Below are 26,305 nucleotides of genomic sequence, written 5' to 3'. Positions count from 1 at the left end.
GCCATTTTATGATCTCTGAAGTACTGTATGAACACGACGATTTTCTGGTAATCGACAAACCAGCCGGTATTGGTATGCACCAGGAAGCTGAACAACCAGGTATAGTTACCCTGCTCAGCCAGCAGCTAGGCGGTCAGCCACTGTGGCCGGTACATAGACTGGACAAGGTTACATCTGGCGCGTTGTTGCTGGCGAAAAATGCCGAAGCAGCGGCCCTCTTATCTGGCCAGTTTGCCGAGCGCCAGGTAGAGAAATTTTACCTGGCGCTGTCTGATAAAAAGCCCAACAAAAAACAAGGGGCGGTGATTGGCGATATGCAAAAAGCCCGCCGCGGGCAATGGAAACTCCTGCCCAGCACACTGTCACCCGCCATCAGCCAGTTTTTCAGTAGTGGGCTGGGTAATGGCCTGCGACTTTTTATTATCAAGCCCCGCACGGGTAAAACCCATCAAATCAGAGTGATGCTAAAAAGCCTGGGCAGCGCCAACTTGGGTGACTCGTTGTATGCTGGCACGCCGTCAGACCGAACCTATCTTCACGCCTTTGCTTTGCAGTTTGAGTATCGAGGTCAGCAACATCAGATAGTCAGTGTCCCCCGATACGGCCAGTATTTTACTGAGGCAAGATGTCAGCAGGCACTGCAGGACTTACTATCCCCCTGGCAATTGCCCTGGCCGCACTTAAACCTAAAACGGACAGCCTTATGAGCAAACCACGTTACCGCTGGCAACGCCGTGTTCGCCACCCTTGGGTATTTGCCCTGATGCTGGCGTCACTGGTGATTTTTTGCGTCATGCTGTGGTTGCCCACCCAATACCTGCTGGTCGACGGCAGCAATGACAAGCAGCATCATATCGGCTTCTTTTTTGGACTGACCTTACTTTGTTGGTTCAGTCTTCGCTATCATCCCGCCTGGCAACTATGCATGCTGCTATTGTTCGCCGTCCTGTCTGAACTATCCCAGCACTGGGTGCCCCATCGTCATAGCAGTTGGGACGATTTACAGGCAAACCTATCGGGCATTGCACTAGGCTATGTGCTGCTGATACTAATTAAGTTGGGCAAAAAATTTCTGAGTAAGGGCTCATGAATATTGTTATTGTCGGCCAAGGCGCCATAGGTAGTGCACTGGCAGCCCGCTGCGAAATCCAAGGCCTGGCATACAAGGTAATGGGTAGAACATCGACCTTACAGTGTATTGAATGGATTGCATATCAGGGTGAGCGGTTGGCATTTTTGCCAGAATCCCTTGAGCCTCATGAGCTTAAAGGGAATGAACTTATTATTCTGCCTCTTAAGGCCTATCAGATTCTGCCAGCCGTAACAGCCCTTAAGCCATATCTGACTGAGCAGACAATGCTGCTATTGCATAACGGTATGGGCACACAAAGTGAGGTCGAAGCTCTGCTCCCGGATCTACCGCTGGCCCTTGGCATCACCAGAATGGCCGTGCTTAAACAAGACACTCAGGTCACCGAAACCGGATTAGGGGGTTCGGACTTAGGCTGGGCATTAGCGCCTGCCAACAAGGCTAATCGTGAGCAGGCAGAACATCTGCTTTCAAGCATATTGGCCCCTTGCCAGTGGCATACCCAAATTGCTCCGCTACAGTGGGCCAAGCTTGCCGTGAATGCCGTAATAAACCCGCTTACCGCACTGCACAATATTTCCAACGGAGAGCTGGCCCAGCCGCAGTATCAGGCACAAATCCAAGCCCTGAATGAGGAAATAGCGACACTAATGCAAGGCCTTAACATTCCTGGTGCACAAGATATTCCATCGCGACTCGCTCAGGTGATCAACGCTACCGCGGCCAATTTCTCGTCCATGCATCAGGATGTTCTCCACGGCCGTCCGACAGAAATTGACTATATCAATGGCTATCTGCTCAAAGAAGCTGAGCGACTGGGCTTAGCACTTCCCCATCATTTGGCCCTGTGGCAGAAGATTCACGCACGTCAGGCCTGACGTTGTTGCAACGCAAACTGCCGGCGATATCGGCTTGGCGTTACCCCCAGGCTTTTTTCAAAGTGCAAACGCAGCGACAAGGCGGTGGCAAAACCGCACTGTTGGGCGATAAGTTCAATCGCCAGTTCAGAGCATTCTAACCAGTAACGGGCGCGCTCCAACTGTGCGTTTAACAGCCATTGCTTGGCCGTTAAGCCAAAACTCTGGGTAAATTTTCTATCGAAAGTTCGCCTGCTCATATGACAGTGTTCGGCCAGCCTATCCACCGTCAGCCCATCAGCCAGGTGCTGAATGGCCCATTCCAAGGTTTTACCCAACTCATCGCGACGCTTTGGCACGGGTAACTCAATAAACTGCTGCTGGTCGCCATCTCTATGCCCAGGTACCACTAAACGTCGGGCGGTGCGGTTGGCCTGCTCAACGCCAAAGTCTTCCCGAATCAGCTGAATGGATAAATCCAGACAGGCCGCGCTACCGGCCGAGGTATGGATATTTCCGTCCTGTACGTATAGTCGGTTAATTTGCAAATTAACCTTGGGAAAACGTCTGGCAAAGGCATCCGCATATTTCCAGTGTGTGGTTGCCACTTTTCCGTCCAGCACACCAGCCGCCGCCAATACAAAAGCACCTGAGCAAAATGACACCAGACGTCGGTTCAGGCTTGCCGCTTCGCGCAAAGCACTCAGCAATGGCGCTGGAGCTTGGGCATCAATATGTCTCCAGCCCGGCATCAAAATGGTGTCATAACCGGGTAAGTCATCAACCCGGCCATCCACTTCCAACCTACCTCCGCCTTGCAATTGAATTACCGGGGTGTCGGTGGCCACCACTTGAGTGTGGTACCAATCACTGCGCCCCCGCCCATGAGAGGCGAAAATCTCGACCGCCGCGCCATACTCAAGCATGGAGAGACCGTCGTAGACACAAATGGCAACACGATGTGGCTTTTTATTAGTCATGGCTGAAAAATAACTATTTTTGTTAAACAGGCCAATGTTAGCAGTATAAGCAATCTGATGAAATGTTCCCGTCCTCGACAGGCAGGACTTTTAACAGGAGATAAGGATGAAAACATCAGAAGTTATGCGTGTTGAACCCGCCAAACCCGAAGCTGCACAGCAACATTTCGCCGCCAAGCTTAGCTTTGAAACCGATTGTGCCGACGTGTTTGAAGCCTTAGAGCAAGGTCATCATGATTTTGTGCTGCTGGATGTCAGAGGGCCGAATGCCTATGCGAAAGCCCATGTACCTGGCGCACTCAATCTGCCCCGCGCACAGATCACCGCAAGTGTGCTGCAAAGCCTCGGCCAAGGTAAGGCCTTTGTGGTGTATTGCGCGGGCCCGCACTGCAATGGAGCCGATAAGGCTGCTGAGTTTATCGCCAGGTTGGGATTCAAAGTCAAAATCATGATTGGCGGTATCGAAGGCTGGCGGGATGAAAAGCTTGCATTCGCTAGCTTGTAAGGTGGTGAATGTTCGGCCCCCCACCCTAACAGAGCTGCCAGCACTGCTTAATCTGATGCGGCAGCTGGCCGACTTTGAAGACTATCTGGATGACTTCAGCGTCACTGTTGATGACCTGCGAGAGCGTATGCTAAGCGAAAATCCGCAGTGTTATTGTCTTGTGGTCAGTGGCAGTGAAGGGGATTTACTAGGGTATGCGGTGTGGTTACTGGTGCCTTTTACCTATGATTTAACCCCCAATGCCATGCTAAAAGAACTGTATCTGGTGCCACAAGCCAGAGGTCAGGGACTAGGTAGACACTTATTCAAGGCCGTTCAGGAACAGGTCTATCAACAAGGTTGCCGACGGTTACTGTGGAATGTGCTAAACGGCAATCAGGCTGCCCAAGGCTTTTATCAACGCTTGGGTGGACATCCAGAGGAGAAATGGCAAGCCTGGCAAAAAATATTGTCAGCCTGAAAGGCAACAGGCGGCCAACTGGCCGCCTGCTTTAATCCGGACTAAAGGTTGGTTACCTGCTAAGCGGCCGATACACTTTAACGTTCTGATAGCCCTGTTCATGTAATAGCATCGCCTGCATACGGCTCATCACACCGCGGGCACAGTACAGGTAATATTCCTGATTTTGGTCCAGGTCGCCAAATTGACTGGCAAGGCGGAAAAATGGCAGGGTCTTAACCTCATGGCCTTCTACCGTCAGAGGGCTGTCTTCTTCTTCCTCGGGGCTGCGGATATCCAATACTACGGCGCCACTTGGCAAGGCATCACTGGCATCAATTTGCGGAACTTCCTGCTCTGCTTCCTGTGCCATGCGGCGAATATCCAGCACATGGGACGCTCTTACCACATTGGCAATCAAATCGGCATCCAGCTTAGCTTCCTGCTCCTCCACTTCGCTGAGTATGGCTCTAACCGTGGGCTTTTTAGAAATCACCCCGCAATACTCGGGCATACTTTTAGCGAAATCCTCGGTACCAATCTGGCGCGCCTGGTTGATGATGTCTGACTTGTCCCAGCAAATAAGCGGACGCAACACCAGCTTTTCGGTGGCCCGGTCAATCACTGCCAGATTCGACAGAGTCTGGCTGGATACCTGGCCTAGGGCTTCGCCGGTTACCAGGGTGGAGATATCCAAATTGTCGGCCACAATACTGGCAGCGCGCAGCATCATACGTTTGAGCACCACGCCCATCAGGCCGTTATCTACCCGCTCCAGAATTTGCGCCACCACTGGCTCAAAGTCCACGCCGATAAACTTAACCCTATGCGACGAGCTATATTGCTTCCACAAATAACAAGCGACCTGCTTAACACCAATCTCATGCTGGCGTCCGCCCAGATTAAAAAAGCAGTAATGGGTGCGGGCGCCGCGTCGAATCATCTGATAGCTGGCCACGCCAGAGTCAAAACCACCAGAGATCAAAGACACCACATCTTCCTGGGTTGGCAGCGGCATGCCGCCCAAGCATTTAAATCTGTCATCAATAATCAGTAGATGCTCTTTATCGATTTCCAGCTCCACTATTACATCAGGCTTGGTCAGGTTAACCCCGCCGGTGTCACAGTGCTGGTTAAGACCGCCGCCCACATAACGGGCCACATCCACCGAGCTGAACTCGTGTTTGCCACGACGTTTTACTCGCACCGCGAAACTCTTGCCCGCCAGTTTGTCATGCCAGACGGCTTTGACTTGCTGATAAATGTCATCGAGATCCTGATATTCGCTGTGGCGTACCTGCAAACACTGCTCAATACCGGGAATACGCTTGAGCTGATCCACCACTTGCGCTTCTTGCTCCGGGGTTTCAGTTCTGGCTTCCATCACCAGTTTGTCCCATTTATTCCATACCGCCACCTTGAACTCATAGGGCTTAAAAATATTACGCACATTGGATTCAAGGATCTTGGTAAAGCGGCGGCGCACCGAGTCACTCTTAATCGAGATTTCCGGGTGCAGCTTGAGAATAAATTTCATCGCGGGGTACAACCTAGGGCAAAAGTGCGCGGAGTATAGCAAAGAAGGGGCGGAATTTATAAGCGTGAAGATTTACATTGAGCAGACAGGTTATCAGTATCCCAGCCAATCATCAGGCGTCTTTGAGCGCTCTTGCCAAAGTTCTCTGTACCAGTTCGTGTAAAGGCGGTTGCTGATCAATTTCCACGGCCTCGAACAATTCGATGCCCAGATGTTTTGCTAGCATGGTGCGGAACTGCCAATAGCTTTGTGGCCTTTCCTGGTCTTTATGCAACCTCAATGCATGCACATATTCCTGGCGACACAAGCTTTCCCGAACCTGTTTGATGGAGGCAAAAAGATCAACCGCGTGTCTGTCACCTGTCTCGTCATATACCACAATGACACTTTCTGACGTGGCCAAAAAATCTGCCTCTTTACTGCCAAATACCTGATTGAACAGGCCGACTAGCAAGCCACAGCGAAATGAGCAGGCTGGCTGCCATACTTGTGCGGTGTACCCTTGATGACGCAAAGTTTGCAGAATCAGGGCTTCAAGTCTGGTCAACTCTGCTTGGGTGATGGATGTCAAAATGGCGAGCTTGCGAGGCTCTGACCCGAAGCCTAACGCCTTGCCTGGCAAAATCTTTTTTTGCTGTTCGCTACTTTGCGCCTTCATCACACAACACCTTGCGGTATTCGTTCCCTTGTCCTTCCAGCATAGCTCGCCAATGTGAAACTAGTTGTCTTGCGGCTCCACTATGGATATGGGTTTCGACTCTTTGGGTGAGCCCTGGTTAATGGCAATTTCCACCCGACGGTTACGGCTGCGTCCTTCAGCGGTATTATTGGCTGCCAGCGGTCGATTATCTGCCATACCTACCACTGTCATGCGAGATTCATCGAAACCTTCTGCGCCACGCATGGCTTCGGCCACGGCCACAGCGCGCTGTGCAGACAGATCCCAGTTAGACCGATACAGTTCATTGGATATATTCTGATTGTCTGAGTGACCGGATACTTCAATCTTTCCGGGGATATCTACCAGCAAGCTACCAATTTTACGCAGCACAGGGACAAACTGCGGCTGCAGGAAGGCCGAACCTGCGGAAAACGCCCCGTTTTCACGAATTCGGATGGTAATTTGCTGACCAAGAGACTCCATTTCTATTGCGCCATCAAGGATTTGGCGTTCCATTTGCTGGGCAATCTTTTTCACCAACTCGTTGGTTTGCTCCTGGCTGGCGGCCTGCGAGGAACTGCTGGCCGTTTCCTGAGCCGTCTGCTGAGACTTACCGCCACGCTGGGTGCCCCGCTGCTTCTGTCGACCACCGGCGGAATCTTCATCACCGGCCTGGAACTCCAGCATTTGCTGCGTCATTTCTATGGTCTGCTGTTGAATGTTCTCAATCGGCGTTGGGTCAGGTCGTCCAGGCCTGAACTCCATAGCAATTACGCTTGTCCCTTTGGGAATATCTTTCACTTCGATTTTGTTTTGCACACCAAAAGCAAACTTCATGGAGCCGGCAATCTGCTTAAATTTCAGCACATCCATTTCGGAAAACGCCAACAACAAAACAAAGAAGCACATCAACAGAGACATAAGGTCGGCAAAAGTGGCCATCCATGCCGGCAGGCCGGATGGGCATTTGGGACATTCCTGCTCGTCAGACATCAAGCCTACTCCTCGGTATCGCCGGTGGCTCGCTTGTTGGCAGCCAGATAATTTTTCAGTAAGGCTTCAATCACTCTGGGGTTTTGACCATCAGCAATACCCAAAATTCCATCCAGCACCAAGCTTTGGTTAAGCTTTTCCTGACCGGAACGGTTACCCAGCTTCTGGGCAATAGGCAAGGCAATAACGTTGGCAAAAAATGCGCCGTACAAGGTGGTTAACAAGGCAACCGCCATAGCCGGACCGATAGCTTTAGGGTCATCCATGTTGGACAACATGGCCACCAGGCCGATCAGCGTACCGATCATGCCCATGGCTGGGGCGATATCCCCAATGCTTTTAAATATAGATGCGCCGAACTCATGGCGTTCGGTTGTCAGACTGATATCTTTAGCTAGCGTGGCACGCACAACATCGACATCGTGACCGTCCACCAGCATATCCACGCCTTTTTGCATAAAGGAATTGCTGATTTCTGCCTCTTCTAGAGCCAGGAATCCACCTTTACGTGCCGCGTCGGCCATCTCGACGATTTTCTCGATCAACTCTTCCGGTGCCTCAATTTTGAACATAAAGGCTTTAACCGCGATTTTACCGGCGCTGAAAAACTGCCCCATGGTATAGGCACTCATCACCACAAACAGTGAGCCACCGAATACAATCAGGATAGATGGCACGTTGACGAACATCATAATATCGCCACCCATCACCATGGACATGACGATAAAACCAATGGCACCCAACATACCTATCAGGGTTGCTAAATCCACACCATTCTCCCCAAATGTACTAACACCACCAGGCTTGCCCCGGATTCTAATCAAGCTGACCGGCAAAGTTTGCCGCAACTTTGCTTGTCCGACAATCTTAGCATTACCAATGATATCGGATAAGCATGACTTAACTTATTGACTTGGCTCACCAATTTATCGACGTTTATACACCTTTCTAAAGCGCCTTTTTACCCGGGGTAAAAGTGATTGACCACAAATGGCCCCTCGGGTAAGGTGCGAAGCCGGTTTCCCACCCGGCTGACACCCTGTTCGGACGGGCATTCAACAGTCAGTAGAGAGCCATGACAAGCCGCAAGAAAACTGAAAATCTTTCGTTCGAACAATCGCTTGCCGAGCTGGAGAGCATAGTCAAACAAATGGAAGGCGGCGACCTTCCCCTGGACGAGGCTTTAGCCCAATTCGAACGTGGTATCGAGTTAACTCGTCACAGCCAGGCAAAATTAAGCCAGGCTCAGCAGAAAGTCAGTATTCTGATGGAAAAGCAGGGGCAATCTGAATTGCTTCCATTCGAACAACCCGGCGAATAAATCATGTCTCAAGAATGGTTAGCAGCACTTAGCCAGCATCAGGCCAGAATCACACAGCTGTTGAAAAGTCAGATCGAAAACCTCCCCGCTCTGGCACCGGTATTACGTGATGCCATGGGCTATGCTCTGCTCATGGGGGGGAAACGTGTACGTCCCGCCATGTTGTACACCACAGGGCAAATGCTGGGTGTCAAGTTGGAAGACTTAGATGCTGCAGCCATGGCACTGGAATGTATCCACTGTTACTCATTGGTCCACGATGACTTGCCTGCCATGGACGACGATGATTTACGTCGTGGTCAGCCTACCTGTCATATCGCTTTTGACGAAGCTAGCGCCATATTGGCCGGCGATGCCCTGCAAACCCTGGCTTTTTCGCTGCTTTGTGACTACCCCATAAGTGCAGAATGCGAGCCACAGCGCGTCAAATTGGTCAGCGTTCTGGCCAGTGCTTCAGGTTATCTGGGTATGTGTGGCGGGCAGGCCCTGGATATGGCCGCTACCGATAAACTGATAGATATCCAGCAACTGGAACAGTTGCATCAATGTAAAACCGGCGCGCTGTTACAAGCGTCAGTCAAAATGGCATGCATTCTGGCCGACATTCCAGTCAGCGAGCAGCAACAGTTAGCCATATTCGCTGAAAAAATCGGCCTGGCATTCCAGGTACAGGACGATATTCTGGATGTCACCGGCGATACCCAAACCCTAGGAAAACCGCAGGGTTCAGATCAGTCGCTCAACAAAAGTACCTACCCGGCACTACTCGGACTGGACGGCGCCAAGGCCTTGGCACAACAACTTTACCAACAAGCACTTCAAGCCTTGCAGCCTTTACCTTACAATACGGATCTTTTGCGGTCATTTGCCGGATATATCGTCGACCGTAACCACTAAAACAATAAGTGCACATGACTCTGGATTTAGCTCACTACCCAACTTTGGCCTTAGCCGACACACCGCAGCAACTTCGCGAGCTGCCTCAGGATAAATTACGTCAACTGGCCAAGGAACTGCGCCAATACCTGTTGACCTGCGTCAGCCAAAGCAGCGGGCACTTTGCCTCGGGCTTGGGTACGGTAGAGCTTACCGTGGCGTTGCACTATGTCTATAACACGCCCTTTGACCGACTCATCTGGGACGTTGGTCATCAAGCCTACCCGCACAAAATTCTGACCGGCCGACGTGAACGTATGCCCAGCATTCGTCAGAAAAACGGCTTGCATCCCTTCCCCTGGCCGCCGGAAAGCGAGTTCGATACCTTTGCCGTGGGGCATTCATCTACCTCAATCAGTGCCGCCTTAGGCATGGCGGTTGCTGCCGAAAAAGAAGCACTGGGGCGCAAAGTGGTTGCCGTGATTGGCGATGGTGCCATGACAGCAGGTATGGCATTTGAAGCCATGAATCATGCCGGTGACATTAAGAAAGATTTACTGGTGGTATTAAACGACAACGAAATGTCGATTTCAGAGAATGTTGGGGCGTTGAACAGTCACCTGGCACGCCTTCTCACAGGCCGCTTCTTTAATTCCATCCGTGACGGCGGCAAGAAGCTGCTGTCCAACGTACCACCTATCAAAGAATTTGCCAGCCGTGCCGAAGAACATATTAAGGGCATGGTGGTTCCCGGCACCATTTTTGAGGAATTGGGCTTTAACTATATTGGTCCCATCGACGGCCATGATGTCAATGGCATGGTCGATACCCTGCGCAACATGCGACAAATGAGCGGCCCGCATATTCTGCATGTAGTGACGAAAAAGGGTAAAGGCTACGAAGAAGCCGAAAAAGACCCGATTAAGTTTCATGCGGTACCCAAGTTTAATCCCAGCGAAAACAGCCTGCCCAAAGCGAAAAGCACTGGCCCTAGTTTTTCCGGCATTTTTGGCGACTGGCTGTGTGATATGGCAGCCCAAGACAGCAAGCTAATGGCGGTAACGCCAGCCATGCGCGAAGGCTCGGGTATGGTGAAGTTTTCCCAGCAATTCCCCGAGCAGTATTTTGATGTAGCGATTGCCGAGCAACACGCGGTGACCTTTGCCGCAGGTTTGGCTAAAGAAGGCTACAACGCCGTGGTGGCCATTTACTCCACCTTCCTGCAGCGCGCTTATGATCAGCTTATTCACGATGTGGCCCTGCAAAACCTACCGGTGCTGTTTGCCATTGATCGCGCCGGTGTGGTGGGTGCTGATGGCCCTACCCACCAGGGCGTGTTTGACATTCCCTTTATGCGCTGCATTCCCAATATGGTGATAATGACGCCTTCTGATGAAAACCAATGTCGTCAGATGCTTTACACCGGTCACTTGCACAATGGCCCGGCTGCGGTGCGCTACCCTCGTGGTCAGGGCATGGGAACCGCACTTGAATCCGACATGACGGCCCTGCCTCTAGGTAAAGGGCATGTGCTGCGCAAAGGCGCCAATATTGCTATTTTGAACTTCGGTACGCTGTTGCCAGGCGCGCTACAAGCGGCCGAACAAATAAATGCCACTGTTGCCGATATGCGCTTTGTTAAACCCCTGGATGAGGCCTTGCTGGCTGAACTTGCTAAAGATCACGAGTTACTGGTCACCTTGGAAGACGGTGCCGTGATGGGCGGTGCCGGTAGCGCAGTGGGTGAATGCCTGCATCGCCAGCAGCTAGCTTGCCGCTTACTGACGTTGGGCTTGCCTGATAGCTTTATCATGCAAGGCACTCAGGAACAAATGTATGCCGAACATCAAATTGATGGTCCCGGCATTGTGGCGCAAATTCAGGCCTTTAACGAAAAAGTCTGAGCAGCAGTAAAAAGGTGAAGTCGTCACTTCACCTTTTTTATCCCACCAATACACCACAGCATCCGCGCTAGTCGGCAGATAAAGTAAAGAGTCAAGAAGAGAAAGCAGAGCGCAGCTGCTAGCTTATGCTAAGCAGATTTAGGGTTTATATGACACCGAGAGTCATCAGGGCATGCAAGCCCACACAGGCCAAAATACCTGCCAGAATATCATCCAGCATAATGCCTAGTCCGCCATGAATGTGCTTATCCAGATAGCTGATGGGCCAGGGCTTAAGAATGTCGAACAGGCGAAACAACACAAAGCCCGCCAGCAGAGTAACCGGGGTTAACGGCACCAAGATAAAGGTCAGTAGCATCCCGGCCACTTCATCCCAGACAATGGCGCTATGGTCGTGCACCCCCATGTCGTCGGCGGTTTTGCCGCAGATCCAAACACCGGCGACACAGGCCAGTAAGGTAAGTAATAAATAAAACAGGTTACCGGATAAGGCTACCAGTAATACCAAGGGAATAGCCGCCAGACTGCCAAAGGTACCAGGGGCTTTTGGGGCCAGTCCTGAGCCAAATCCCAGCGCCAGAAAATGCGCTGGATTTTTGAGGCTAAGCAGGCGAACCGGATTCGGCTCAGCTGAAGTGTTGATAGCCTTTTCCTTCAAAGGCATAGCGCTCTTTGCCGTCGCGCAACTCCAGCTTACCTTGCACGCCATTTAGCTGACCGATACAGGTAACAGATACGCTGGCGGTAGCCATAGCCAGATCCAAATTGCCTTTTTGCTCTTCCGACACACTAAACAGCAATTCGTAATCGTCCCCGGCGCTCAGGGCATAACGAATCCCTTGCTCCAGGGAAACACTGTCCCGCATCGCCTCAGACAGAGGTAGCTTATCCACTTGCAGCACAGCACCGCAGTGGGATGCATTTAGCACATGCTGCAAATCAGCAATTAAACCATCAGAGACATCAATGCAGCTGCTGGCAATACGGCGTAACACCGTACCGACCAGAACTCTGGGAGTGGGATAATTCAAACGGTTGGCAACAAAGTTACGGTGTTTGGGCGGCACATCCATACGCCCCTGCAGCATATCCAGCCCCAGCCCGGCATCACCTAAGGTGCCGGTCACATACAGCCAATCGCCAGGCTTGGCTTTAGCTCTGGTCAGAGCCTGCTCCTTAGGCACGAAACCTTGTGCAGTGAGCGTGATACTTAAAGGTCCTTGAACCGTATCCCCACCGATAAGCTGCACAGAGTAATACTCGGTAAGCTCCTGTAAGCCCAATGAGAATTCGTCCAACCAATACTCGTCAACATCAGGCATGGATAGTGACAAACTGATCCAGGCAGGTTCAGCGCCCATAGCGGCTAGATCGCTGAGATTGACCGCCACGGCCTTGTGAGCAATGGCGCGTGGCGATGTGTCATTAGGAAAATGTACGCCGCCAACCAAAGTATCAGTGGTGACCGCTAAGGATTGATTTTGTGGCACATTAACCACCGCACAGTCGTCGCCAATACCTAGCTGTACGTCACGACGAAGGTGACTGCGTTCCTTAAAATAGCGGGCAATGATATCGAATTCTTTCACAGGGATCAGGCTTGCTCGTGTTTACGCAGAGTGCGAACGGCTTTGTCCAGCACCCCATTAACGAATTTATGACTCTCTTCGGCACCAAAAGCCTTAGCAAGTTCAATCGCTTCGTTAATAACGACCTTGTAAGGAACATCCACTCGTTTGACCAACTCGTAAGTGGCCAAGCGCAGAATGGCCTTCTCAACTGGATCCAGCTCTTCTGGCAGACGACCAAGATAAGGACGAATCTTGGTATCCAGTTCGTCATAATCGTTGATCACAGCGCGCAGCAACTCCTGGAAGAATGCCAGGTCTACTTTGGTCATATCATTGGTTGTGGCCAGGTGCAGCTCAATATGGTGCGCCGGGTTTTTAGACATCTGCCAGGAGTAAACACCTTGCAATGCCAGTTCACGTGCCTTACGGCGAGCTGAGGGTTTCACCGGTCAGACTCCTTCGATCTGGTCGATGACATTGACCATTTCCAGGGCACCCATGGCCGCTTCTGCACCTTTGTTACCGGCTTTGGTACCAGAGCGCTCTATCGCTTGCTCAATGCTGTCGGTAGTAATAACACCGAAGGCAACAGGAATGCCGAACTCCAGTGAAACTTGGGCCAGACCCTTATTACATTCACCGGCAACGAAATCAAAATGGGGAGTGCCACCACGAATCACCGCACCCAGGGCGATAATGGCATCAAATTTCTGCTTTTCAGCCAACTTTTTTGCAACAACCGGCAGCTCGTAGGCACCAGGTACACGTACCAGGGTAATATCCTGATCATTGACCTCACCGACCCGCTCCAGCGTATCCAGTGCGCCGTCTACCAGGCTCTCTACAACGAAACTGTTGAATCTGGACACAACGATAGCAAATTTCTTGCCCGTAGCGCGCAGGTTACCTTCAATGATATTCATGCTCTATCCCCATAGTCAAAACGGCGCGTATGATACCACAGCCGGCAGTGAGGTGAACGGCTAAAATGCAAGGTCAATTGGGTTGCGGGTAGTTTGAGGAAAATAAGGCTGGCTTGATAACCCGACAGGCCTTAACAATCCTCAGGAAAAGCTTAGCAAAACATAAAACAAAGGGCGCATTGCGCCCTTATTTAACTGACGTACTCCACCACTTCCAGGCCAAAACCAGACAGGGCATGATACTTCTTAGGTTTGCTGAGCAAACGCATTTTGCGCACCCCCAATGAGGCTAAAATCTGACAGCCCACGCCTACCGTGCGCGAGGTCCCCTGCCAGTTGGGTGCGGGGGCCTGTTCGCCCTTGTCTTCTGCTTCAAACTGCTGCACCTTGGCAATCAAATCCTGATTAGATTCGGCCTTGCCGAGCAGCAACAAAACCCCACCTTCATCGGCAATCCGGGCCATGGCCTGGGGCAGTCCCATACTGCGGTCCAACGAACGCTGTGAGGCCAGCAAGTCACCAAAGGTATCCTGCAAATGCACTCGCACCAAAGCTGGCGTATCAGCGCTTATCTCACCCTTACGCAAGGCAAAATGCAGTTGGTCATCAATTTCGTCTTTGAAGGTGATTAAATCAAATTCACCATATTCGGTTGGCAAACGACACTCTGCCACCTTACTGATGGTCGTCTCATTGAGATTACGATACTCAATCAGGTCTGCGATGGTGCCGATTTTCAAGCCATGCTTTTCAGCAAATTGCTCAAGCTCAGGACGACGCGCCATGGTGCCGTCTTCATTGAGGATCTCGACAATCACGGCCGCAGGCTCAGCACCGGCCAAACGCGCCAGGTCGACGCCAGCTTCGGTGTGACCGGCACGATTAAGCACCCCACCATTTTTAGCGATCAGTGGAAATATATGACCGGGCTGAACGATATCTGCCGCTTTGGCTTCCGGCGCCACGGCCGCCAGGATAGTCCTGGCTCTGTCGGCGGCGGAAATCCCGGTTGTCACCCCAGTGGCCGCTTCAATAGACACGGTAAAATTGGTCGAAAACTGGGCACCGTTATTGTTCACCATTAACGGCAGGTTCAAGCGCATACAACGCTCAGCCGTCATCGGCAAACATACCAAGCCGCGCGCGTGGGTCACCATAAAGTTAATCGCCTGAGGCGTGACAAATTCGGCGGCCATAATCAGGTCGCCTTCGTTCTCTCTGTCCTCATCATCCATCAGGATCACCATCTTGCCCTGACGAATATCCTCAATCAGTTCCTGGGTGGTGTTCAATGCCATATTCTTCACTCAATCTTGTAGGGTAAACGGCACAGGGCCGGTGAATAAAAATTCGCTCAACGCCTAACGACGCCCATTATTTAAATAGCCATGCTCGGCCAGAAACGCCAAGCTGATATCTTTGCCAGGACCTGGCTCTGCGGCTTTCTCGCCCAGCAACAAGCGCTCAAGATAACGAGCAACCACATCCACTTCCAAGTTCACTTTAGTGCCACTTTGGTAATCGCCGATATTTGTCTCTTTGAGGGTGTGCGGTACTAAGGTCAGTTTAAATCGCGCCCCATCCACGTCATTGACGGTCAGGCTAACGCCATCAACGGTAATAGAGCCTTTCTCGGCAATATACTTAGCCAACTCATTCGGCGCCTGGATCCAGATTTCCACCGCTCTGGCAGTGCTTTGCACCGATAACACCTGCCCTACCCCATCAACGTGGCCACTGACAATATGGCCACCAAATCGGGTGGACGCCAACATGGCTTTTTCCAGATTCACCCTATGGCCCACCTGATAACTAGCAAACCCAGAACGCTTCAAGGTTTCTGACGAAAGGTCAGCAACATAATGGCTGTCGGAAAACTCCACGACGGTCAGGCAGACTCCATTAGTAGCAATACTGTCACCCAGCGCTACATCGCGCATATCCAATTTACCGGTTGCCACGGTCAGACGAACATCGCCCTCCACCGGTTGTATTGCGTTGATCTTGCCAACGGCTTGAATAATACCTGTAAACACTTTTTACCCCGTCACTTATGATTCAGGTTCAGTTCTTTGCATATTGCAGGCTGGCCGTCAGCCTGAGGTCTTCCCCAACCATCCGGATATCCTGCCATGTCAGACCTATGGCTTGTTCCATATGGCTAAGGCTTGGCAATAAGGCCAGCCCTTTGGCTTTATCCCCCATAAGTTTGGGCGCCTGATACAAAATCAATGTATCCACCAACTGATATTGCAACAATGCGCCAGCCAGAGCGGCGCCCGCCTCCACCCAGAGGTTGTTGACACCAGATTCGGCCAAATGCGCCATCAGCGCGGGCAAACTGACACGGTTGCCCTTCTCAGCACACTGCCATTGGCGCACCTGCTCGCCGTAACGATGCGGACTGACAGATTTGTTCGCTAATAAAATAGGTCCAGGGGTTTGAAACAAACGGTACTCTGGCGTCAATTGATTGCGGCTGTCGACTATCACCCTAAGTGGTTGTCTTACCGCCAGATTACCTATACCTAACTGATCGGCACTAACACGCAAATTCAACTGCGGATTATCAATCATCACGGTACCGGAACCAGTCAAAATAGCACAGCTCATGGCACGTTGCTTTTGTACATCCAAGCGCGCTTTTTCGCTGGTGATCCATTGACTGTGGCCATTCTCCATGGCGGTTTTGCCATCCAGGCTGGCGGCCAGTTTAAGGGTTACCTTAGGACGACCCTGGCGCATGCGTTGGATAAAGCCTTGGTTCAAATCTGCAGCTTGCCCTTGCAACAACCCGACTTGTACCTCTATACCCGCATCACGCAGCATTTGCAGACCATTTCCAGCGACCAGAGGATTAGGATCTTGCATGGCAGCCACCACTCGGGTGACCCCGGCATGAATAAGCCCTTCGGCGCAAGGTGGTGTTCGACCATGATGGCTGCAAGGTTCCAAAGTGACATAGGCTGTGGCACCGCGAGCCTGGCTGCCAGCCTGACGCAGGGCAAAAACTTCAGCATGAGGGCCACCAGCCTGTTGATGCCAGCCCTCACCAACTAACTCACCACTAGCAGAGACAATCACGCAACCAACATTAGGATTTGGAGAGGTGGTGAAACGGCCGCGTGCAGCAAGCTGTATGGCCCTGGCCATCCACTGGTGGTCAGCCTGGCTGAATACCGACATATCAGTCTCCCAACCTGGCAATTTCTTCACCGAATTCACGGATATCTTCAAATGAACGGTACACCGAGGCAAAGCGCACGTAGGCAACCTTATCCAGCTCTTTAAGCTCGTCCATAATCACGTTACCAATCAGTTTACTGCTGACTTCCCGTTCACCGGTGGCACGCAATGTTGACATTACGCGGTTCACACATTTTTCGACTTGCTCAGTGCTCACGGGGCGCTTCTCCAATGCCCGCTGTAGACCTGCCCGCAATTTTTCCTCATTAAAGGGTTCACGGGAGCCATCCCGCTTAACCACTTTAGGCATAACCAACTCAGCCGTTTCGAAGGTGGTAAAACGCTCATGACATTTAAGGCATTCACGGCGACGGCGGATCTGATGGCCTTCGGCCACCAAACGCGAATCTATAACTTTGGTTTCCTGTTCAGAACAAAAGGGACAATACATGGTCACTCCAGGAAGGAAAACGAACTGCGGTAGAGGCTTGCATAACTTGTAGAATAAGGCAGCCGCCGCTAAGCTATCAAAAAATCGCCTTAGTTAACAGAGATAGCTATGTATTGGCTGGTTAGGGCCTTGCTGATTAGCCTGCTAATGGCTCTCAGTCCATCCCTGTATGCCACTCCCTGTCACCAACTTGAGCAGCTAAACTGGTTGCTTGGCGACTGGCAAGCACAGAAAGATGACAAGCGTTATTGGGAAAATTGGCAAAAAGTCAGCGAACACAGCTTCGAAGGCCAGGCAGGCAGCACCCACAATAAAGAGCAATCACAAGAAGCACTGCGTTTGGTGCAGATGCAAGGGCAGATATTTTATCTGGCCAAGGTCAGCGAAAATCACCTTCCAATTGCTTTTGTGCTGGAAAATTGCAGTGCTTCTGAGGCGGTATTTGTAAATCCTGCCCATGACTTTCCGCAGCGCTTACATTATCAAAGACAGCAGAACAAACTTGTCGTCAGGGTTGAATCCATGCAGGGTGAGGGCTTCACCCTGCACTTTTTACGCGAGTAAATACTGAAAAATTGGGATTAAAACGCCACGCTGAGCTTATGTTCAACGCCCAGCGCCAGATAACGCCTGTCAGGGTTATCTTGTTGTTCAATGTTCGCCCCCCAAACATACACTTTGGTTTGCTTGCCCAGTCGATAATCCATCCCCAGATTGTAGCTACGATCATCTTCCATACTTTGCGCCTGCGCCCTTAACTCCCAGTCACCCCATCGGTGGCTGTAACTCACCAGGCCACCACTGCGGCTCTCACCACCTTCAGCAGGCTCTTGCCTTTGTAGCATCAGACCCAACTTGCCATTCCCCAACTTGTATTGGAATGAAGCCCTGGTTACATCGAAGCCAGCGACATCAATATCTTGTGCCAGAGCGGCAAATATCTCTGCCTTTTTTAATTCTGCATCGCCATAGAAAATACCTGCTGATAAGGCATCTTCGCCATCCGCAGACTTTTCAGCCTGATAACTGACAACACCATAAAAGCCGCCAAATACAGGAGATGTATAGGTGGCCAGGTCCGATAGACGATTCTCGCCTTTCCAAATAGCAGCAATATCGCCTTCGTAATGGTTGTAAAGGTCAATCTTACCCTGTGCCATCCACAGTGCAGTAAAGTTGCGTCCGAGCGTTAATTCGCCGAAACCGCCACGCAGACCAACATATTGAGGACGTTCAGTCAGGTTATCCACGCCCTTCTCACCGGTTATATCAACCTTCCATTCCAGTCGGTAGACAACCTGTATATCATTTTCCAGCGCCACATCGCCTTTGACCCCAATCCAGGAGTTGTTACTGCGAATTTCAGTAAAGTTGTCCTGCCCTTCATCGGCCAGTTGTCCATTCACATTTAACTTGGCGTAAAACTGCCCCTGATGATTCAAATCTGTTGCAAACGCGCTGTTGAACAAGGTGACTGTTGTTAAGACTGCGATGGTTTTTATCTGCACTTTGGGTCTCTCCCAGTGTTTCGGCGCATATCAGGCGCCAGATAGCTTAAAATGACTTAAAGCATAGCCTATCACCTTGTTTACAAATACTTTATGGTCATACTAAGGTGTAAATATATATGCTTTTTTACCCTGGTAGTATTGCGCTACTGTTACAAGTGCATATACAGCGGCTGGCATGTGCAAGCGTTATTTTAAGAAGGATTTACCATCATGGTTGACGTTAACAACCTTACCATTCGGGTTAAATTTTCCATTCCGTTACTAATTGTTGGTCTGCTGGCAGTACTTGTCAGTGTACTGGGCATTAACAGTGCGCGCAGTCTTTCCAGCGATGCCGACCTGCTTTCCTCCACCTTTATGAACGCTATCGACACAGGTTTAAATGCAGACAGAGATTTGTATCAGGCTCTAACAGCCAGCCAAAGCTATGTCACCAAGCGGCATTTACAATTGTCTGGAGTAGAGCAGGATAGAAAAGACTTTGAAGAAAATGCCAAACAGGCACTGGATCGCATGAATCAGGTACGCGAACTGGTCAAAGACTACCCGCAAATAGGCACGGCCATGGGTAATTTTGATCAGGACTATCAGACCTGGCTGGATGAGGCAAACAAGGTTTTCAGCCTGTCCGACGCAGGAAAGACCCAAGAAGCGGCAAAACACAACAGCACCCAGGTAATGACGAAATTCGCACAGCTCAGGGAGCACTATGACGTGATGGGTGCCATGGTCAAAACGCTGGCGGATGATATTGCCTCTGATGCCCAACAAAAGAATGCCACGCAACGTAACATTATGTTGCTGGCCATTTTATTGGTTATCGTCGCCAGCACCGCAAGTATTCTGTTTGGCCCGAAGCTGGTCACAAACCGGATAGCAGAGCTTGATCGCATGATTGCCACCATTAGCGAGGGCGAAGGTGATTTAAGAGGGCGACTGGACAGCTCCGGCAAAGATGAATTATCGCAATTGGCGGGTACTTTTAACGGCCTGATGCAGAAACTGCAAGATCTGATCAGAATGATTAAAGGTGATGCAGAAACACTGGATATTGCCGTCAATAAACTGAACCAGTCAGCAGATGAGGGCCATAATATTTCCAGCGAGCAAAACTCTAACCTGGATCAGATAGCGACAGCTGTCAACGAACTCAGTCATGCAGTACATGAGGTGGCCAGTAATTCACAAACCGCGCTGGCAGAAACGCGAGAAGCAAAAGAAAAAACCAGTCAGTCAGGGCGTGTTGTAGATGAGTCCGTGGCCAGTATTAGTAAATTGTCCGGTTCGGTTAGTCATGCTAGCAGCGTCATTAGCAAACTGGCTGAAGAATCCAAAAATATAGCCCAAGTATTAGACGTTATCCGTGGGATTGCTGAGCAGACTAACCTGTTGGCCCTGAATGCCGCCATAGAGGCTGCGCGCGCCGGTGAGCAAGGCCGGGGATTTGCCGTAGTGGCTGACGAGGTGAGAACCCTCGCGAGCCGCACGCAACAGTCAACCGCTGATATTCAGCGTATGATCGCGGGTCTGGAAAACGGTGTCAGTGAGGCGGTCAGCGCCATGAACGCCGGCACCAGCGAAGTTGACGGTGTAGTTGAAATGTCACAACGCATTCAAACCTCGTTGAATACGGTGGAGCATGCTGTAAACCAAACCAACGATATGATCTACCAGATTGCCACTGCCACCGAAGAGCAGAGCAAAGTTGTCGATGAGATAAATCGAAACATCAGCATGCTCAACAGCCTATCCCAGAAAAACATGGCGGTAGTGGGTAATACTAAAGGGGTGGCAGATGAAATTGCCTCTATGGCAGAGGGATTAAATGACAATGTAGGCCGCTTTAAGGTCTAAATTCAGACATAAAAAAACGCAGCCAATTGGCTGCGTTTTTTATATCAAGCAGATATCCTGATTACGCGTAAACCGGGAAGGCTTCACACAGGGTGACCACTTCACCTTTAATACGCTCAACCACGGACTCATCGCCCATGTTGTCCAGCACATCACAAATCCAGCTAGCCACTTGCTTGGCCTGCTCTTCTTTAAAACCGCGACGCGTAATGGCAGGTGTGCCGATACGCAGACCACTGGTAACAAAAGGAGAACGAGGATCATTAGGTACGGAGTTCTTGTTTACCGTGATGTTGGCACGACCAAGGGCAGCATCGGCATCTTTACCTGTGATGTCCTTGTCAATCAGATCCAACAGGAACAAATGGTTTTCAGTACCGTTTGAAACCACCTTGTAACCACGGTCCTGCATAACAGATACCATGGCTTTGGCATTTACAATCACTTGCTGCTGGTAAGCTCTAAACTCTGGTTGCAGGGCTTCTTTGAAGGCCACCGCTTTCGCTGCGATCACGTGGCACAGAGGGCCACCTTGATTGCCCGGGAATACCGAGCTGTTCAGCTTCTTGTAGATATCTTCATCACCACAGGCAGACAGAATCAGACCACCACGAGGACCTGCCAGAGTTTTGTGCGTAGTCGTCGTTACTACATGCGCGTGAGGCAATGGGTTAGGATACAGACCTGCAGCAACTAAACCTGCAACGTGCGCCATATCCACCAGCAGGTAAGCACCTACTTTGTCTGCGATAGCACGGAAGCGAGACCAGTCCATAATACCTGAGTAGGCAGAGAAACCGGCGATAATCATGCGCGGCTTGTGCTCTAGCGCAAGGGCTTCTACCTGAGCGTAATCCACTTCACCTGTCTCTTCGTTTAAACCATACTGAACCGAGTGGTAGGTTTTACCTGAGAAGCTAACTTTTGCACCGTGAGTCAGGTGACCACCGTGTGCCAGGCTCATACCCAATACCACGTCATTAGCTTCCAATAAGGCCATAAATACCGCACTGTTGGCCTGTGAACCAGAGTGAGGCTGAACGTTTGCATAATCAGCGCCGAACAGCTGCTTGGCGCGTTCAATAGCCAAGTCTTCTGCTACATCTACATACTCACAACCACCGTAGTAACGCTTATGGGGATAACCTTCAGCGTATTTGTTGGTCAGTTGAGAACCCTGTGCTTCCAGTACTCTGGGGCTACAATAGTTTTCTGAGGCGATGAGCTCAATATGATGCTCCTGACGCTGAGTCTCATTCTGAATGGCCTGATACAGTTCAGGGTCGAAATCTTGGATATTCATGGCGCGTGAAAGCATCGTTTCTCCTCAGGGAATGGGGGCCGTCGTCGGCCAAATCGGTCTGCGAAAAAAGAGGCCATATTCTAGCCATTTTGCCCAGGATGTACATAGGCTTGCGCCGATTGCCACAGGTCCAAATGTGATAACAATAAATTAACTGCTATAAAGGCTTGATAGACTGGCTTTAAACCGCCTGTTGATCTGTTTAGAATACCCCCCATCAACCACCAGCAGAGCCTTGAATTTCATGTCTCAATACGTCTATACCATGCATCGGGTCGGTAAAGTTGTGCCACCTAAGCGTGAAATCCTAAAAAATATCTCCTTGAGTTTTTTCCCTGGCGCCAAAATTGGTGTGTTGGGTTTAAACGGTGCGGGTAAATCAACCCTACTGCGCATTATGGCCGGCATTGACAAGGATATCGAGGGCGAGGCCCGTCCACAGCCTGGGATAAAGATCGGCTATCTGCCGCAAGAACCGCGCTTGGATGAAAGCAAAGATGTACGCGGTAATATCGAAGAGGCCGTATCCGATGTGGTGTACGCCCTGAAGCGTCTGGATGAAGTCTACGCCGCCTATGCCGATGAAAATGCTGACTTTGACGCGCTAGCCAAAGAACAAGGCGAGCTGGAAGCGGTGATCCAGGCTAAAGACGGCCACAATCTTGACCACGCATTAGAGCGCGCTGCAGATGCCTTACGCCTGCCCCCTTGGGATGCAGATGTCAGCAAACTCTCTGGTGGTGAACGTCGCCGTGTCGCACTGTGCCGCCTACTGTTAGAAAAGCCTGACATGCTGCTTTTAGACGAACCAACCAACCACTTGGATGCGGAATCCGTTGCCTGGCTGGAGCGCTTCCTGCACGATTATGAAGGCACAGTAGTGGCCATTACCCACGACCGTTATTTCCTGGATAACGTCGCAGGTTGGATCCTGGAACTTGACCGTGGCTACGGTATTCCATGGGAAGGTAACTACTCGTCCTGGTTGGAGCAGAAAGATAAACGTCTTGAGCAGGAAGAAAAAGGTGAGCAGGCCCGCCAGCGCTCGATTAAACAGGAACTGGAATGGGTACGCAGTAATGCCAAAGGCCGTCAGGCCAAGAGCAAGGCGCGTATGGCTCGCTTCGAAGAACTTTCCAGCGGTGACTACCAGAAACGTAATGAAACCAACGAGCTGTTTATTCCGCCTGGTGAACGTTTAGGCGACAAAGTCATCGAGGTGAAAAACCTGCGTAAGTCTTATGGCGACAGGGTACTGATCGATGATTTGAGCTTTACTATGCCCAAAGGCGCCATCGTTGGTATTATCGGCCCTAACGGTGCGGGTAAATCCACCCTGTTCCGTATGCTAAGCGGTATTGAGCAGCCCGACAGTGGCGAAATTGTTGTAGGTGAAACAGTCAAACTAACCAGTGTAGATCAGTTCCGTGATCACTTAGACGGTGACAAGACGGTATGGCAACAAGTGTCTAACGGTCAGGATATTCTGCGTATCGGTAGCTTTGAAATTAACAGCCGCGCCTATGTCAGCCGCTTTAACTTCAAAGGCAATGATCAGCAGAAGTTTGTTAAAGATCTTTCTGGTGGTGAACGTAATCGTCTGCACTTAGCCGAGCTGTTAAAAGCTGGCGGTAACGTCTTACTGCTTGACGAACCGACCAACGATTTGGACGTAGAAACCCTGCGTGCTCTGGAAAATGCTCTGTTGGAATTCCCTGGCTGTGCCATGGTGATCTCGCACGACCGTTGGTTCCTTGACCGTGTTGCCACCCATATTCTGGACTATCGCGATGAAGGTCAAGTTAACTTCTACGAAGGTAACTACACCGACTACGAAGCCTGGCTAAAAGAAAACTTTGGTAAGGACGTAGTCGAACCACATAGACTGAAGTATAAAAAGATCAGTAAGTAAAGCTCGACTACCTGCGACAGGATGTGGCAGCTTTCCCTTAGGAAAGTAAGCGATGCCAGGTTCCCCCTGGTATCGCGCCCTTAAGCCGCGCAGCAGGACGCGCTGCGGCTGATCAAAGAGTCCGAGCCACATAGGTTGAAGTACAAGAAAATTTCAAAGTAAGGTTCTACGAATAGCGACAGGAGGTCGCAACATTTAGTGAAGTGTAGATAAAATTCAAGCCGGGCATTTGCCTGGCTTTTGTTTGTCCATCAAAAACACCACCTGCAGGGCCTTGCGCCGCTTGGGCTGGCACATACTGGATTAAAATTTTTCGCCCTTACTCTTGGTTTTTTCACTATGAATCATACAATTAGCCAGTAGTACAATGTGTATTTTTAAGCATCTATGACTATGCTTAAAACATTATGGCAAGGCCAAATACGATGACAGCAGAAAACCGCCGCAAGTTTACCCGCATAATATTTTCTGCACCCTGCGAATTGCGCCAGGGTCAACGCCAATGGCAATGTGGATTATTGGATATCTCCCTAAAAGGTGTATTGATCGAATGCCCCCAAGCCTTTGACGCGGATTTAAGTCAGTCGGTGTTACTAGTCGTTAGCCTTCCAGGTATGGCTAGCAGCATTATGCTCGATGGCATGATTAAACATGCAGACGACAAACAGGTTGGCATCAAAATCAATATGATTGATATCGACAGTGCATCAAATCTCCGCCGCCTGATTGAACTGAACGTAGGTGACGACTCTTTGCTGAAAAGGGAGTTGGAGGCACTCGCTTCCCCCAACTCAGGTGCTTAAAGAGCCTCCAGGGCCTCAGATAAACGCTTCACCCCTGTTACTTTCATGCCCTGAATAGGCTGTTTAGGCATATTGGCAGCCGGCACTATGGCACGCCTAAAGCCGTGTTTAGCCGCTTCAGCCAAACGCTCTGCGCCATTGGGCACGGGGCGAATCTCACCCGCCAAGCCAACTTCGCCAAATACAATCAACTCTCTAGGTAAAGCCTGATTGCGAAAACTGGAAATCATCGCCATCAACAAAGCCAGATCAGCACTGGTTTCAGCAACTTTTACCCCGCCCACCACATTCACAAATACATCCTGGTCATTCATCTGAATATTGCCGTGGCGATGTAAAACGGCCAGCAACATACCCAGCCTGTTTTGATCCAAACCCACAGCCAAACGGCGGGGATTGGCCATCTGTGAGTAGTCAACCAAGGCTTGGATTTCCACCAGTAAGGGCCGGGTACCTTCCCAGATCACCATAACCAGCGAACCGGGTGAGGCTTCCTCTTCACGACTTAAAAAGATTGCCGAAGGGTTACTGACTTCCTTCAGCCCCTTATCCGTCATGGCAAACACACCTAATTCGTTGACCGCCCCAAAGCGGTTTTTATGGCCGCGCAATGTGCGAAAACGGCTATCACCATCCCCTTCCAGCATCATTGAGCAATCGATACAATGTTCCAGCACTTTAGGGCCAGCCAAACTACCATCTTTGGTCACATGCCCCACCATCAACATGGCGATATGGTGCTGTTTGGCAAAGCGGGTCAGATAGGCGGCACTTTCTCTGACTTGCGAAACACTACCTGGTGCTGATTGCACATCGGCAACATGCATCACCTGTATGGAGTCAATCACCATCAATTGCGGTTTATGGGCAAGCGCCACATCGCAAATAGTCTCAATACTGGTCTCGGCTAACAGCTTAAGCTTATCTGTGGGTAAACCCAGACGGTGGGCGCGCAGCGCTACTTGCTGCAAAGACTCTTCGCCTGTGACATACAAGGCTTCGCGCTCTTTGGCCAGATTGCACATGGTTTGCAGCAGCAAGGTACTTTTACCCGCCCCTGGAGAGCCGCCAATAAGTATGGCAGAGCCAGGCACCACCCCACCGCCGAGCACACGATCCAACTCTTTAAAACCCGAGGAGAAACGCGGCAGCGCCTGCAAATCAATATTATTCAGGGTCTGGACCTGAGCGGACGTTTGACCAGCATAACCATGGCGGCGGGCATCTGGACCTGACTTTGCGGTTGACACAACAAATTCAGAGATGGTATTCCAGGCACCGCAATCATTACATTGCCCCTGCCACCGGGGAAATTCCGCACCACAATCGGAACAAACAAACGCGGTTTTTCGTTTAGCCATACCGGCCCTCTCCAATCCATAATGGCGCCAAGCATATCAGTTTTACCGGAATTTCGAAGTTTGAAGGCAATCGTCTGCACAAAAAAGGCACGCCAGTCGACATGCGCCAGGCCTGCCAGACAAGAGCAAGTTAGAAGATGCTCAAGAATCCCCCGACGAAACACTTAAATAAGTAGAAACCTTGACTTTTTTTGCCCGGATAGCACATGGTTACACAAGTAAATGGATTATTTACCGATAAGATAAACAGGATATTTCGAGCTCGGC

At 50.7% G+C, this 26,305-nt stretch carries 28 protein-coding genes; 12 read left to right on the top strand and 16 right to left on the bottom strand.

The annotated features are described in order from the left end of the window. The first annotated feature begins 8 nt into the window (after positions 1 to 8). Genes J0A65_RS03645 through J0A65_RS03635 form a run of 3 tightly spaced genes read left to right on the top strand, consistent with a single transcriptional unit; the run spans position 9 to position 1,968 of the window. Positions 9 to 707 carry a TIGR01621 family pseudouridine synthase gene (locus J0A65_RS03645; protein WP_206592765.1) on the top strand — a complete coding sequence of 233 codons (699 nt, stop codon included), beginning with the start codon at positions 9 to 11 and terminating at the stop codon, positions 705 to 707. Beyond that, entirely contained in the window at positions 704 to 1,090 is a 387-nt protein-coding gene (locus tag J0A65_RS03640; protein WP_206592764.1) for a VanZ family protein, read from the top strand. The genes J0A65_RS03645 and J0A65_RS03640 overlap by 4 nt, the downstream gene beginning before the upstream one ends. After that, on the top strand, positions 1,087 to 1,968 hold the full coding sequence (locus tag J0A65_RS03635; RefSeq protein WP_206592763.1) for a ketopantoate reductase family protein: 882 nt from the start codon (positions 1,087 to 1,089) through the stop codon (positions 1,966 to 1,968). Before J0A65_RS03640 ends, J0A65_RS03635 begins: the two co-directional genes overlap by 4 nt. Here the strand turns inward: J0A65_RS03635 and J0A65_RS03630 are convergent. Further along, positions 1,959 to 2,927, bottom strand: a complete 969-nt coding sequence (locus tag J0A65_RS03630) for a helix-turn-helix domain-containing protein (protein ID WP_206592762.1) — start codon at positions 2,925 to 2,927, stop codon at positions 1,959 to 1,961. The genes J0A65_RS03635 and J0A65_RS03630 overlap by 10 nt on opposite strands. Before the next feature lie 106 nt (positions 2,928 to 3,033). On the opposite strand from J0A65_RS03630, the gene J0A65_RS03625 reads away from it, so the two are divergent. Beyond that, positions 3,034 to 3,432, top strand: coding sequence for a rhodanese-like domain-containing protein (locus tag J0A65_RS03625; RefSeq protein WP_206592761.1), 399 nt, complete (start codon positions 3,034 to 3,036; stop codon positions 3,430 to 3,432). Beyond that, positions 3,404 to 3,892: a GNAT family N-acetyltransferase gene (locus J0A65_RS03620; protein ID WP_206592760.1), complete on the top strand. Its 489-nt coding sequence runs from the start codon at positions 3,404 to 3,406 to the stop codon at positions 3,890 to 3,892. Before J0A65_RS03625 ends, J0A65_RS03620 begins: the two co-directional genes overlap by 29 nt. 52 nt (positions 3,893 to 3,944) lie before the next feature. Here the strand turns inward: J0A65_RS03620 and thiI are convergent, their stop codons facing one another. From thiI to pomA, 4 genes are all read right to left on the bottom strand, one after another. Further along, positions 3,945 to 5,408 carry a tRNA uracil 4-sulfurtransferase ThiI gene (gene thiI / locus J0A65_RS03615; protein ID WP_206592759.1) on the bottom strand — a complete coding sequence of 488 codons (1,464 nt, stop codon included), beginning with the start codon at positions 5,406 to 5,408 and terminating at the stop codon, positions 3,945 to 3,947. A 112-nt stretch (positions 5,409 to 5,520) separates the two neighbouring features. Then, positions 5,521 to 6,066, bottom strand: coding sequence for a hypothetical protein (locus J0A65_RS03610; protein WP_206592758.1), 546 nt, complete (start codon positions 6,064 to 6,066; stop codon positions 5,521 to 5,523). A gap of 60 nt (positions 6,067 to 6,126) precedes the next feature. Beyond that, positions 6,127 to 7,062, bottom strand: a complete 936-nt coding sequence (locus tag J0A65_RS03605; RefSeq protein WP_206592757.1) for a flagellar motor protein MotB — start codon at positions 7,060 to 7,062, stop codon at positions 6,127 to 6,129. A gap of 5 nt (positions 7,063 to 7,067) precedes the next feature. Further along, positions 7,068 to 7,832: a flagellar motor protein PomA gene (gene pomA, locus J0A65_RS03600; RefSeq protein ID WP_206592756.1), complete on the bottom strand. Its 765-nt coding sequence runs from the start codon at positions 7,830 to 7,832 to the stop codon at positions 7,068 to 7,070. A 305-nt stretch (positions 7,833 to 8,137) separates the two neighbouring features. On the opposite strand from pomA, the gene xseB reads away from it, so the two are divergent. Genes xseB through dxs form a run of 3 tightly spaced genes read left to right on the top strand, consistent with a single transcriptional unit; the run spans position 8,138 to position 11,163 of the window. Next, positions 8,138 to 8,383: an exodeoxyribonuclease VII small subunit gene (gene xseB, locus J0A65_RS03595; protein ID WP_206592755.1), complete on the top strand. Its 246-nt coding sequence runs from the start codon at positions 8,138 to 8,140 to the stop codon at positions 8,381 to 8,383. 3 nt (positions 8,384 to 8,386) lie between these two features. Next, on the top strand, positions 8,387 to 9,280 hold the full coding sequence (ispA, locus tag J0A65_RS03590) for a (2E,6E)-farnesyl diphosphate synthase (protein ID WP_206592754.1): 894 nt from the start codon (positions 8,387 to 8,389) through the stop codon (positions 9,278 to 9,280). 14 nt (positions 9,281 to 9,294) lie between these two features. Next, a complete protein-coding gene (gene dxs / locus J0A65_RS03585) occupies positions 9,295 to 11,163 on the top strand; it encodes a 1-deoxy-D-xylulose-5-phosphate synthase (protein WP_206592753.1) in 1,869 nt (622 codons plus the stop codon). A gap of 145 nt (positions 11,164 to 11,308) precedes the next feature. Here the strand turns inward: dxs and J0A65_RS03580 are convergent, their stop codons facing one another. The 8 genes from J0A65_RS03580 to nrdR form a co-directional block, all read right to left on the bottom strand. After that, the gene (locus J0A65_RS03580) at positions 11,309 to 11,827 is read right to left on the bottom strand and encodes a phosphatidylglycerophosphatase A family protein (protein WP_206592752.1); all 519 of its coding nucleotides are present in this window, start codon (positions 11,825 to 11,827) and stop codon (positions 11,309 to 11,311) included. Next, positions 11,790 to 12,752: a thiamine-phosphate kinase gene (gene thiL / locus J0A65_RS03575; RefSeq protein WP_206592751.1), complete on the bottom strand. Its 963-nt coding sequence runs from the start codon at positions 12,750 to 12,752 to the stop codon at positions 11,790 to 11,792. The genes J0A65_RS03580 and thiL overlap by 38 nt, the downstream gene beginning before the upstream one ends. Positions 12,753 to 12,757: 5 nt before the next feature. Beyond that, positions 12,758 to 13,180: a transcription antitermination factor NusB gene (nusB, locus tag J0A65_RS03570; RefSeq protein WP_206592750.1), complete on the bottom strand. Its 423-nt coding sequence runs from the start codon at positions 13,178 to 13,180 to the stop codon at positions 12,758 to 12,760. Between the two features lie 3 nt (positions 13,181 to 13,183). Further along, the gene (gene ribH, locus J0A65_RS03565; protein ID WP_188698200.1) at positions 13,184 to 13,657 is read right to left on the bottom strand and encodes a 6,7-dimethyl-8-ribityllumazine synthase; all 474 of its coding nucleotides are present in this window, start codon (positions 13,655 to 13,657) and stop codon (positions 13,184 to 13,186) included. A gap of 191 nt (positions 13,658 to 13,848) precedes the next feature. Continuing rightward, the gene (gene ribBA, locus J0A65_RS03560; RefSeq protein ID WP_206592749.1) at positions 13,849 to 14,955 is read right to left on the bottom strand and encodes a bifunctional 3,4-dihydroxy-2-butanone-4-phosphate synthase/GTP cyclohydrolase II; all 1,107 of its coding nucleotides are present in this window, start codon (positions 14,953 to 14,955) and stop codon (positions 13,849 to 13,851) included. Positions 14,956 to 15,018: 63 nt separating this feature from the next. Then, positions 15,019 to 15,693, bottom strand: a complete 675-nt coding sequence (locus J0A65_RS03555) for a riboflavin synthase (RefSeq protein WP_206592748.1) — start codon at positions 15,691 to 15,693, stop codon at positions 15,019 to 15,021. Positions 15,694 to 15,721: 28 nt separating this feature from the next. Further along, entirely contained in the window at positions 15,722 to 16,843 is a 1,122-nt protein-coding gene (gene ribD / locus J0A65_RS03550) for a bifunctional diaminohydroxyphosphoribosylaminopyrimidine deaminase/5-amino-6-(5-phosphoribosylamino)uracil reductase RibD (protein ID WP_206592747.1), read from the bottom strand. Position 16,844: 1 nt separating this feature from the next. Continuing rightward, positions 16,845 to 17,294, bottom strand: a complete 450-nt coding sequence (gene nrdR, locus J0A65_RS03545; RefSeq protein WP_206592746.1) for a transcriptional regulator NrdR — start codon at positions 17,292 to 17,294, stop codon at positions 16,845 to 16,847. Between the two features lie 108 nt (positions 17,295 to 17,402). On the opposite strand from nrdR, the gene J0A65_RS03540 reads away from it, so the two are divergent. Continuing rightward, positions 17,403 to 17,858: a DUF6265 family protein gene (locus J0A65_RS03540; protein WP_206592745.1), complete on the top strand. Its 456-nt coding sequence runs from the start codon at positions 17,403 to 17,405 to the stop codon at positions 17,856 to 17,858. A 17-nt stretch (positions 17,859 to 17,875) separates the two neighbouring features. On the opposite strand, the gene J0A65_RS03535 is transcribed toward J0A65_RS03540, so the two are convergent. After that, complete coding sequence (locus J0A65_RS03535) at positions 17,876 to 18,802, bottom strand: porin (RefSeq protein ID WP_206592744.1); 927 nt, start codon at positions 18,800 to 18,802, stop codon at positions 17,876 to 17,878. 213 nt (positions 18,803 to 19,015) lie between these two features. On the opposite strand from J0A65_RS03535, the gene J0A65_RS03530 reads away from it, so the two are divergent. Beyond that, the gene (locus J0A65_RS03530) at positions 19,016 to 20,659 is read left to right on the top strand and encodes a methyl-accepting chemotaxis protein (RefSeq protein ID WP_206592743.1); all 1,644 of its coding nucleotides are present in this window, start codon (positions 19,016 to 19,018) and stop codon (positions 20,657 to 20,659) included. 61 nt (positions 20,660 to 20,720) lie between these two features. On the opposite strand, the gene glyA is transcribed toward J0A65_RS03530, so the two are convergent. Beyond that, positions 20,721 to 21,977, bottom strand: coding sequence for a serine hydroxymethyltransferase (gene glyA, locus J0A65_RS03525; protein WP_206592742.1), 1,257 nt, complete (start codon positions 21,975 to 21,977; stop codon positions 20,721 to 20,723). A 229-nt stretch (positions 21,978 to 22,206) separates the two neighbouring features. Here glyA and ettA point away from each other — a divergent pair, with 229 nt between their 5' ends. Together ettA and J0A65_RS03515 are read left to right on the top strand one after the other, a co-directional pair. Then, on the top strand, positions 22,207 to 23,874 hold the full coding sequence (ettA, locus tag J0A65_RS03520) for an energy-dependent translational throttle protein EttA (RefSeq protein ID WP_206592741.1): 1,668 nt from the start codon (positions 22,207 to 22,209) through the stop codon (positions 23,872 to 23,874). Positions 23,875 to 24,299: 425 nt separating this feature from the next. Next, on the top strand, positions 24,300 to 24,677 hold the full coding sequence (locus tag J0A65_RS03515; protein ID WP_206592740.1) for a PilZ domain-containing protein: 378 nt from the start codon (positions 24,300 to 24,302) through the stop codon (positions 24,675 to 24,677). Here the strand turns inward: J0A65_RS03515 and radA are convergent. After that, positions 24,674 to 26,038 (bottom strand): DNA repair protein RadA, encoded by a 1,365-nt coding sequence (gene radA, locus J0A65_RS03510; protein ID WP_206592739.1) that lies wholly within the window; start codon positions 26,036 to 26,038, stop codon positions 24,674 to 24,676. The two genes, J0A65_RS03515 and radA, sit on opposite strands and share 4 nt — an antisense overlap. Positions 26,039 to 26,305: the final 267 nt, after the last annotated feature.

This window comes from Bowmanella yangjiangensis (assembly GCF_017255015.1).
In the GTDB taxonomy this organism is placed as follows: Bacteria; Pseudomonadota; Gammaproteobacteria; order Enterobacterales; family Alteromonadaceae; genus Bowmanella; species Bowmanella yangjiangensis.
Note: the sequence above shows the minus strand (reverse complement) of the source record. Positions and strands in the feature narration are given on the sequence as shown.

Bases quoted from the DNA above. Each gene is read 5' to 3' on its own strand.
- radA (WP_206592739.1), bottom strand. From the start codon at position 26,038: ATGGCTAAACGAAAAACCGCGTTTGTTTGTTCCGATTGTGGTGCGGAA.
- nrdR (WP_206592746.1), bottom strand. From the start codon at position 17,294: ATGTATTGTCCCTTTTGTTCTGAACAGGAAACCAAAGTTATAGATTCG.
- J0A65_RS03640 (WP_206592764.1), top strand. From the start codon at position 704: ATGAGCAAACCACGTTACCGCTGGCAACGCCGTGTTCGCCACCCTTGG.
- J0A65_RS03610 (WP_206592758.1), bottom strand. From the start codon at position 6,066: ATGAAGGCGCAAAGTAGCGAACAGCAAAAAAAGATTTTGCCAGGCAAG.
- ettA (WP_206592741.1), top strand. From the start codon at position 22,207: ATGTCTCAATACGTCTATACCATGCATCGGGTCGGTAAAGTTGTGCCA.
- J0A65_RS03605 (WP_206592757.1), bottom strand. From the start codon at position 7,062: ATGTCTGACGAGCAGGAATGTCCCAAATGCCCATCCGGCCTGCCGGCA.
- J0A65_RS03580 (WP_206592752.1), bottom strand. From the start codon at position 11,827: ATGCCTTTGAAGGAAAAGGCTATCAACACTTCAGCTGAGCCGAATCCG.
- xseB (WP_206592755.1), top strand. From the start codon at position 8,138: ATGACAAGCCGCAAGAAAACTGAAAATCTTTCGTTCGAACAATCGCTT.
- ribH (WP_188698200.1), bottom strand. From the start codon at position 13,657: ATGAATATCATTGAAGGTAACCTGCGCGCTACGGGCAAGAAATTTGCT.
- ribBA (WP_206592749.1), bottom strand. From the start codon at position 14,955: ATGGCATTGAACACCACCCAGGAACTGATTGAGGATATTCGTCAGGGC.
- J0A65_RS03635 (WP_206592763.1), top strand. From the start codon at position 1,087: ATGAATATTGTTATTGTCGGCCAAGGCGCCATAGGTAGTGCACTGGCA.
- J0A65_RS03515 (WP_206592740.1), top strand. From the start codon at position 24,300: ATGACAGCAGAAAACCGCCGCAAGTTTACCCGCATAATATTTTCTGCA.
- glyA (WP_206592742.1), bottom strand. From the start codon at position 21,977: ATGCTTTCACGCGCCATGAATATCCAAGATTTCGACCCTGAACTGTAT.
- J0A65_RS03530 (WP_206592743.1), top strand. From the start codon at position 19,016: ATGGTTGACGTTAACAACCTTACCATTCGGGTTAAATTTTCCATTCCG.
- J0A65_RS03620 (WP_206592760.1), top strand. From the start codon at position 3,404: ATGAAAAGCTTGCATTCGCTAGCTTGTAAGGTGGTGAATGTTCGGCCC.
- J0A65_RS03625 (WP_206592761.1), top strand. From the start codon at position 3,034: ATGAAAACATCAGAAGTTATGCGTGTTGAACCCGCCAAACCCGAAGCT.
- J0A65_RS03630 (WP_206592762.1), bottom strand. From the start codon at position 2,927: ATGACTAATAAAAAGCCACATCGTGTTGCCATTTGTGTCTACGACGGT.
- ribD (WP_206592747.1), bottom strand. From the start codon at position 16,843: ATGTCGGTATTCAGCCAGGCTGACCACCAGTGGATGGCCAGGGCCATA.
- thiI (WP_206592759.1), bottom strand. From the start codon at position 5,408: ATGAAATTTATTCTCAAGCTGCACCCGGAAATCTCGATTAAGAGTGAC.
- dxs (WP_206592753.1), top strand. From the start codon at position 9,295: ATGACTCTGGATTTAGCTCACTACCCAACTTTGGCCTTAGCCGACACA.
- ispA (WP_206592754.1), top strand. From the start codon at position 8,387: ATGTCTCAAGAATGGTTAGCAGCACTTAGCCAGCATCAGGCCAGAATC.
- J0A65_RS03645 (WP_206592765.1), top strand. From the start codon at position 9: ATGATCTCTGAAGTACTGTATGAACACGACGATTTTCTGGTAATCGAC.
- J0A65_RS03540 (WP_206592745.1), top strand. From the start codon at position 17,403: ATGTATTGGCTGGTTAGGGCCTTGCTGATTAGCCTGCTAATGGCTCTC.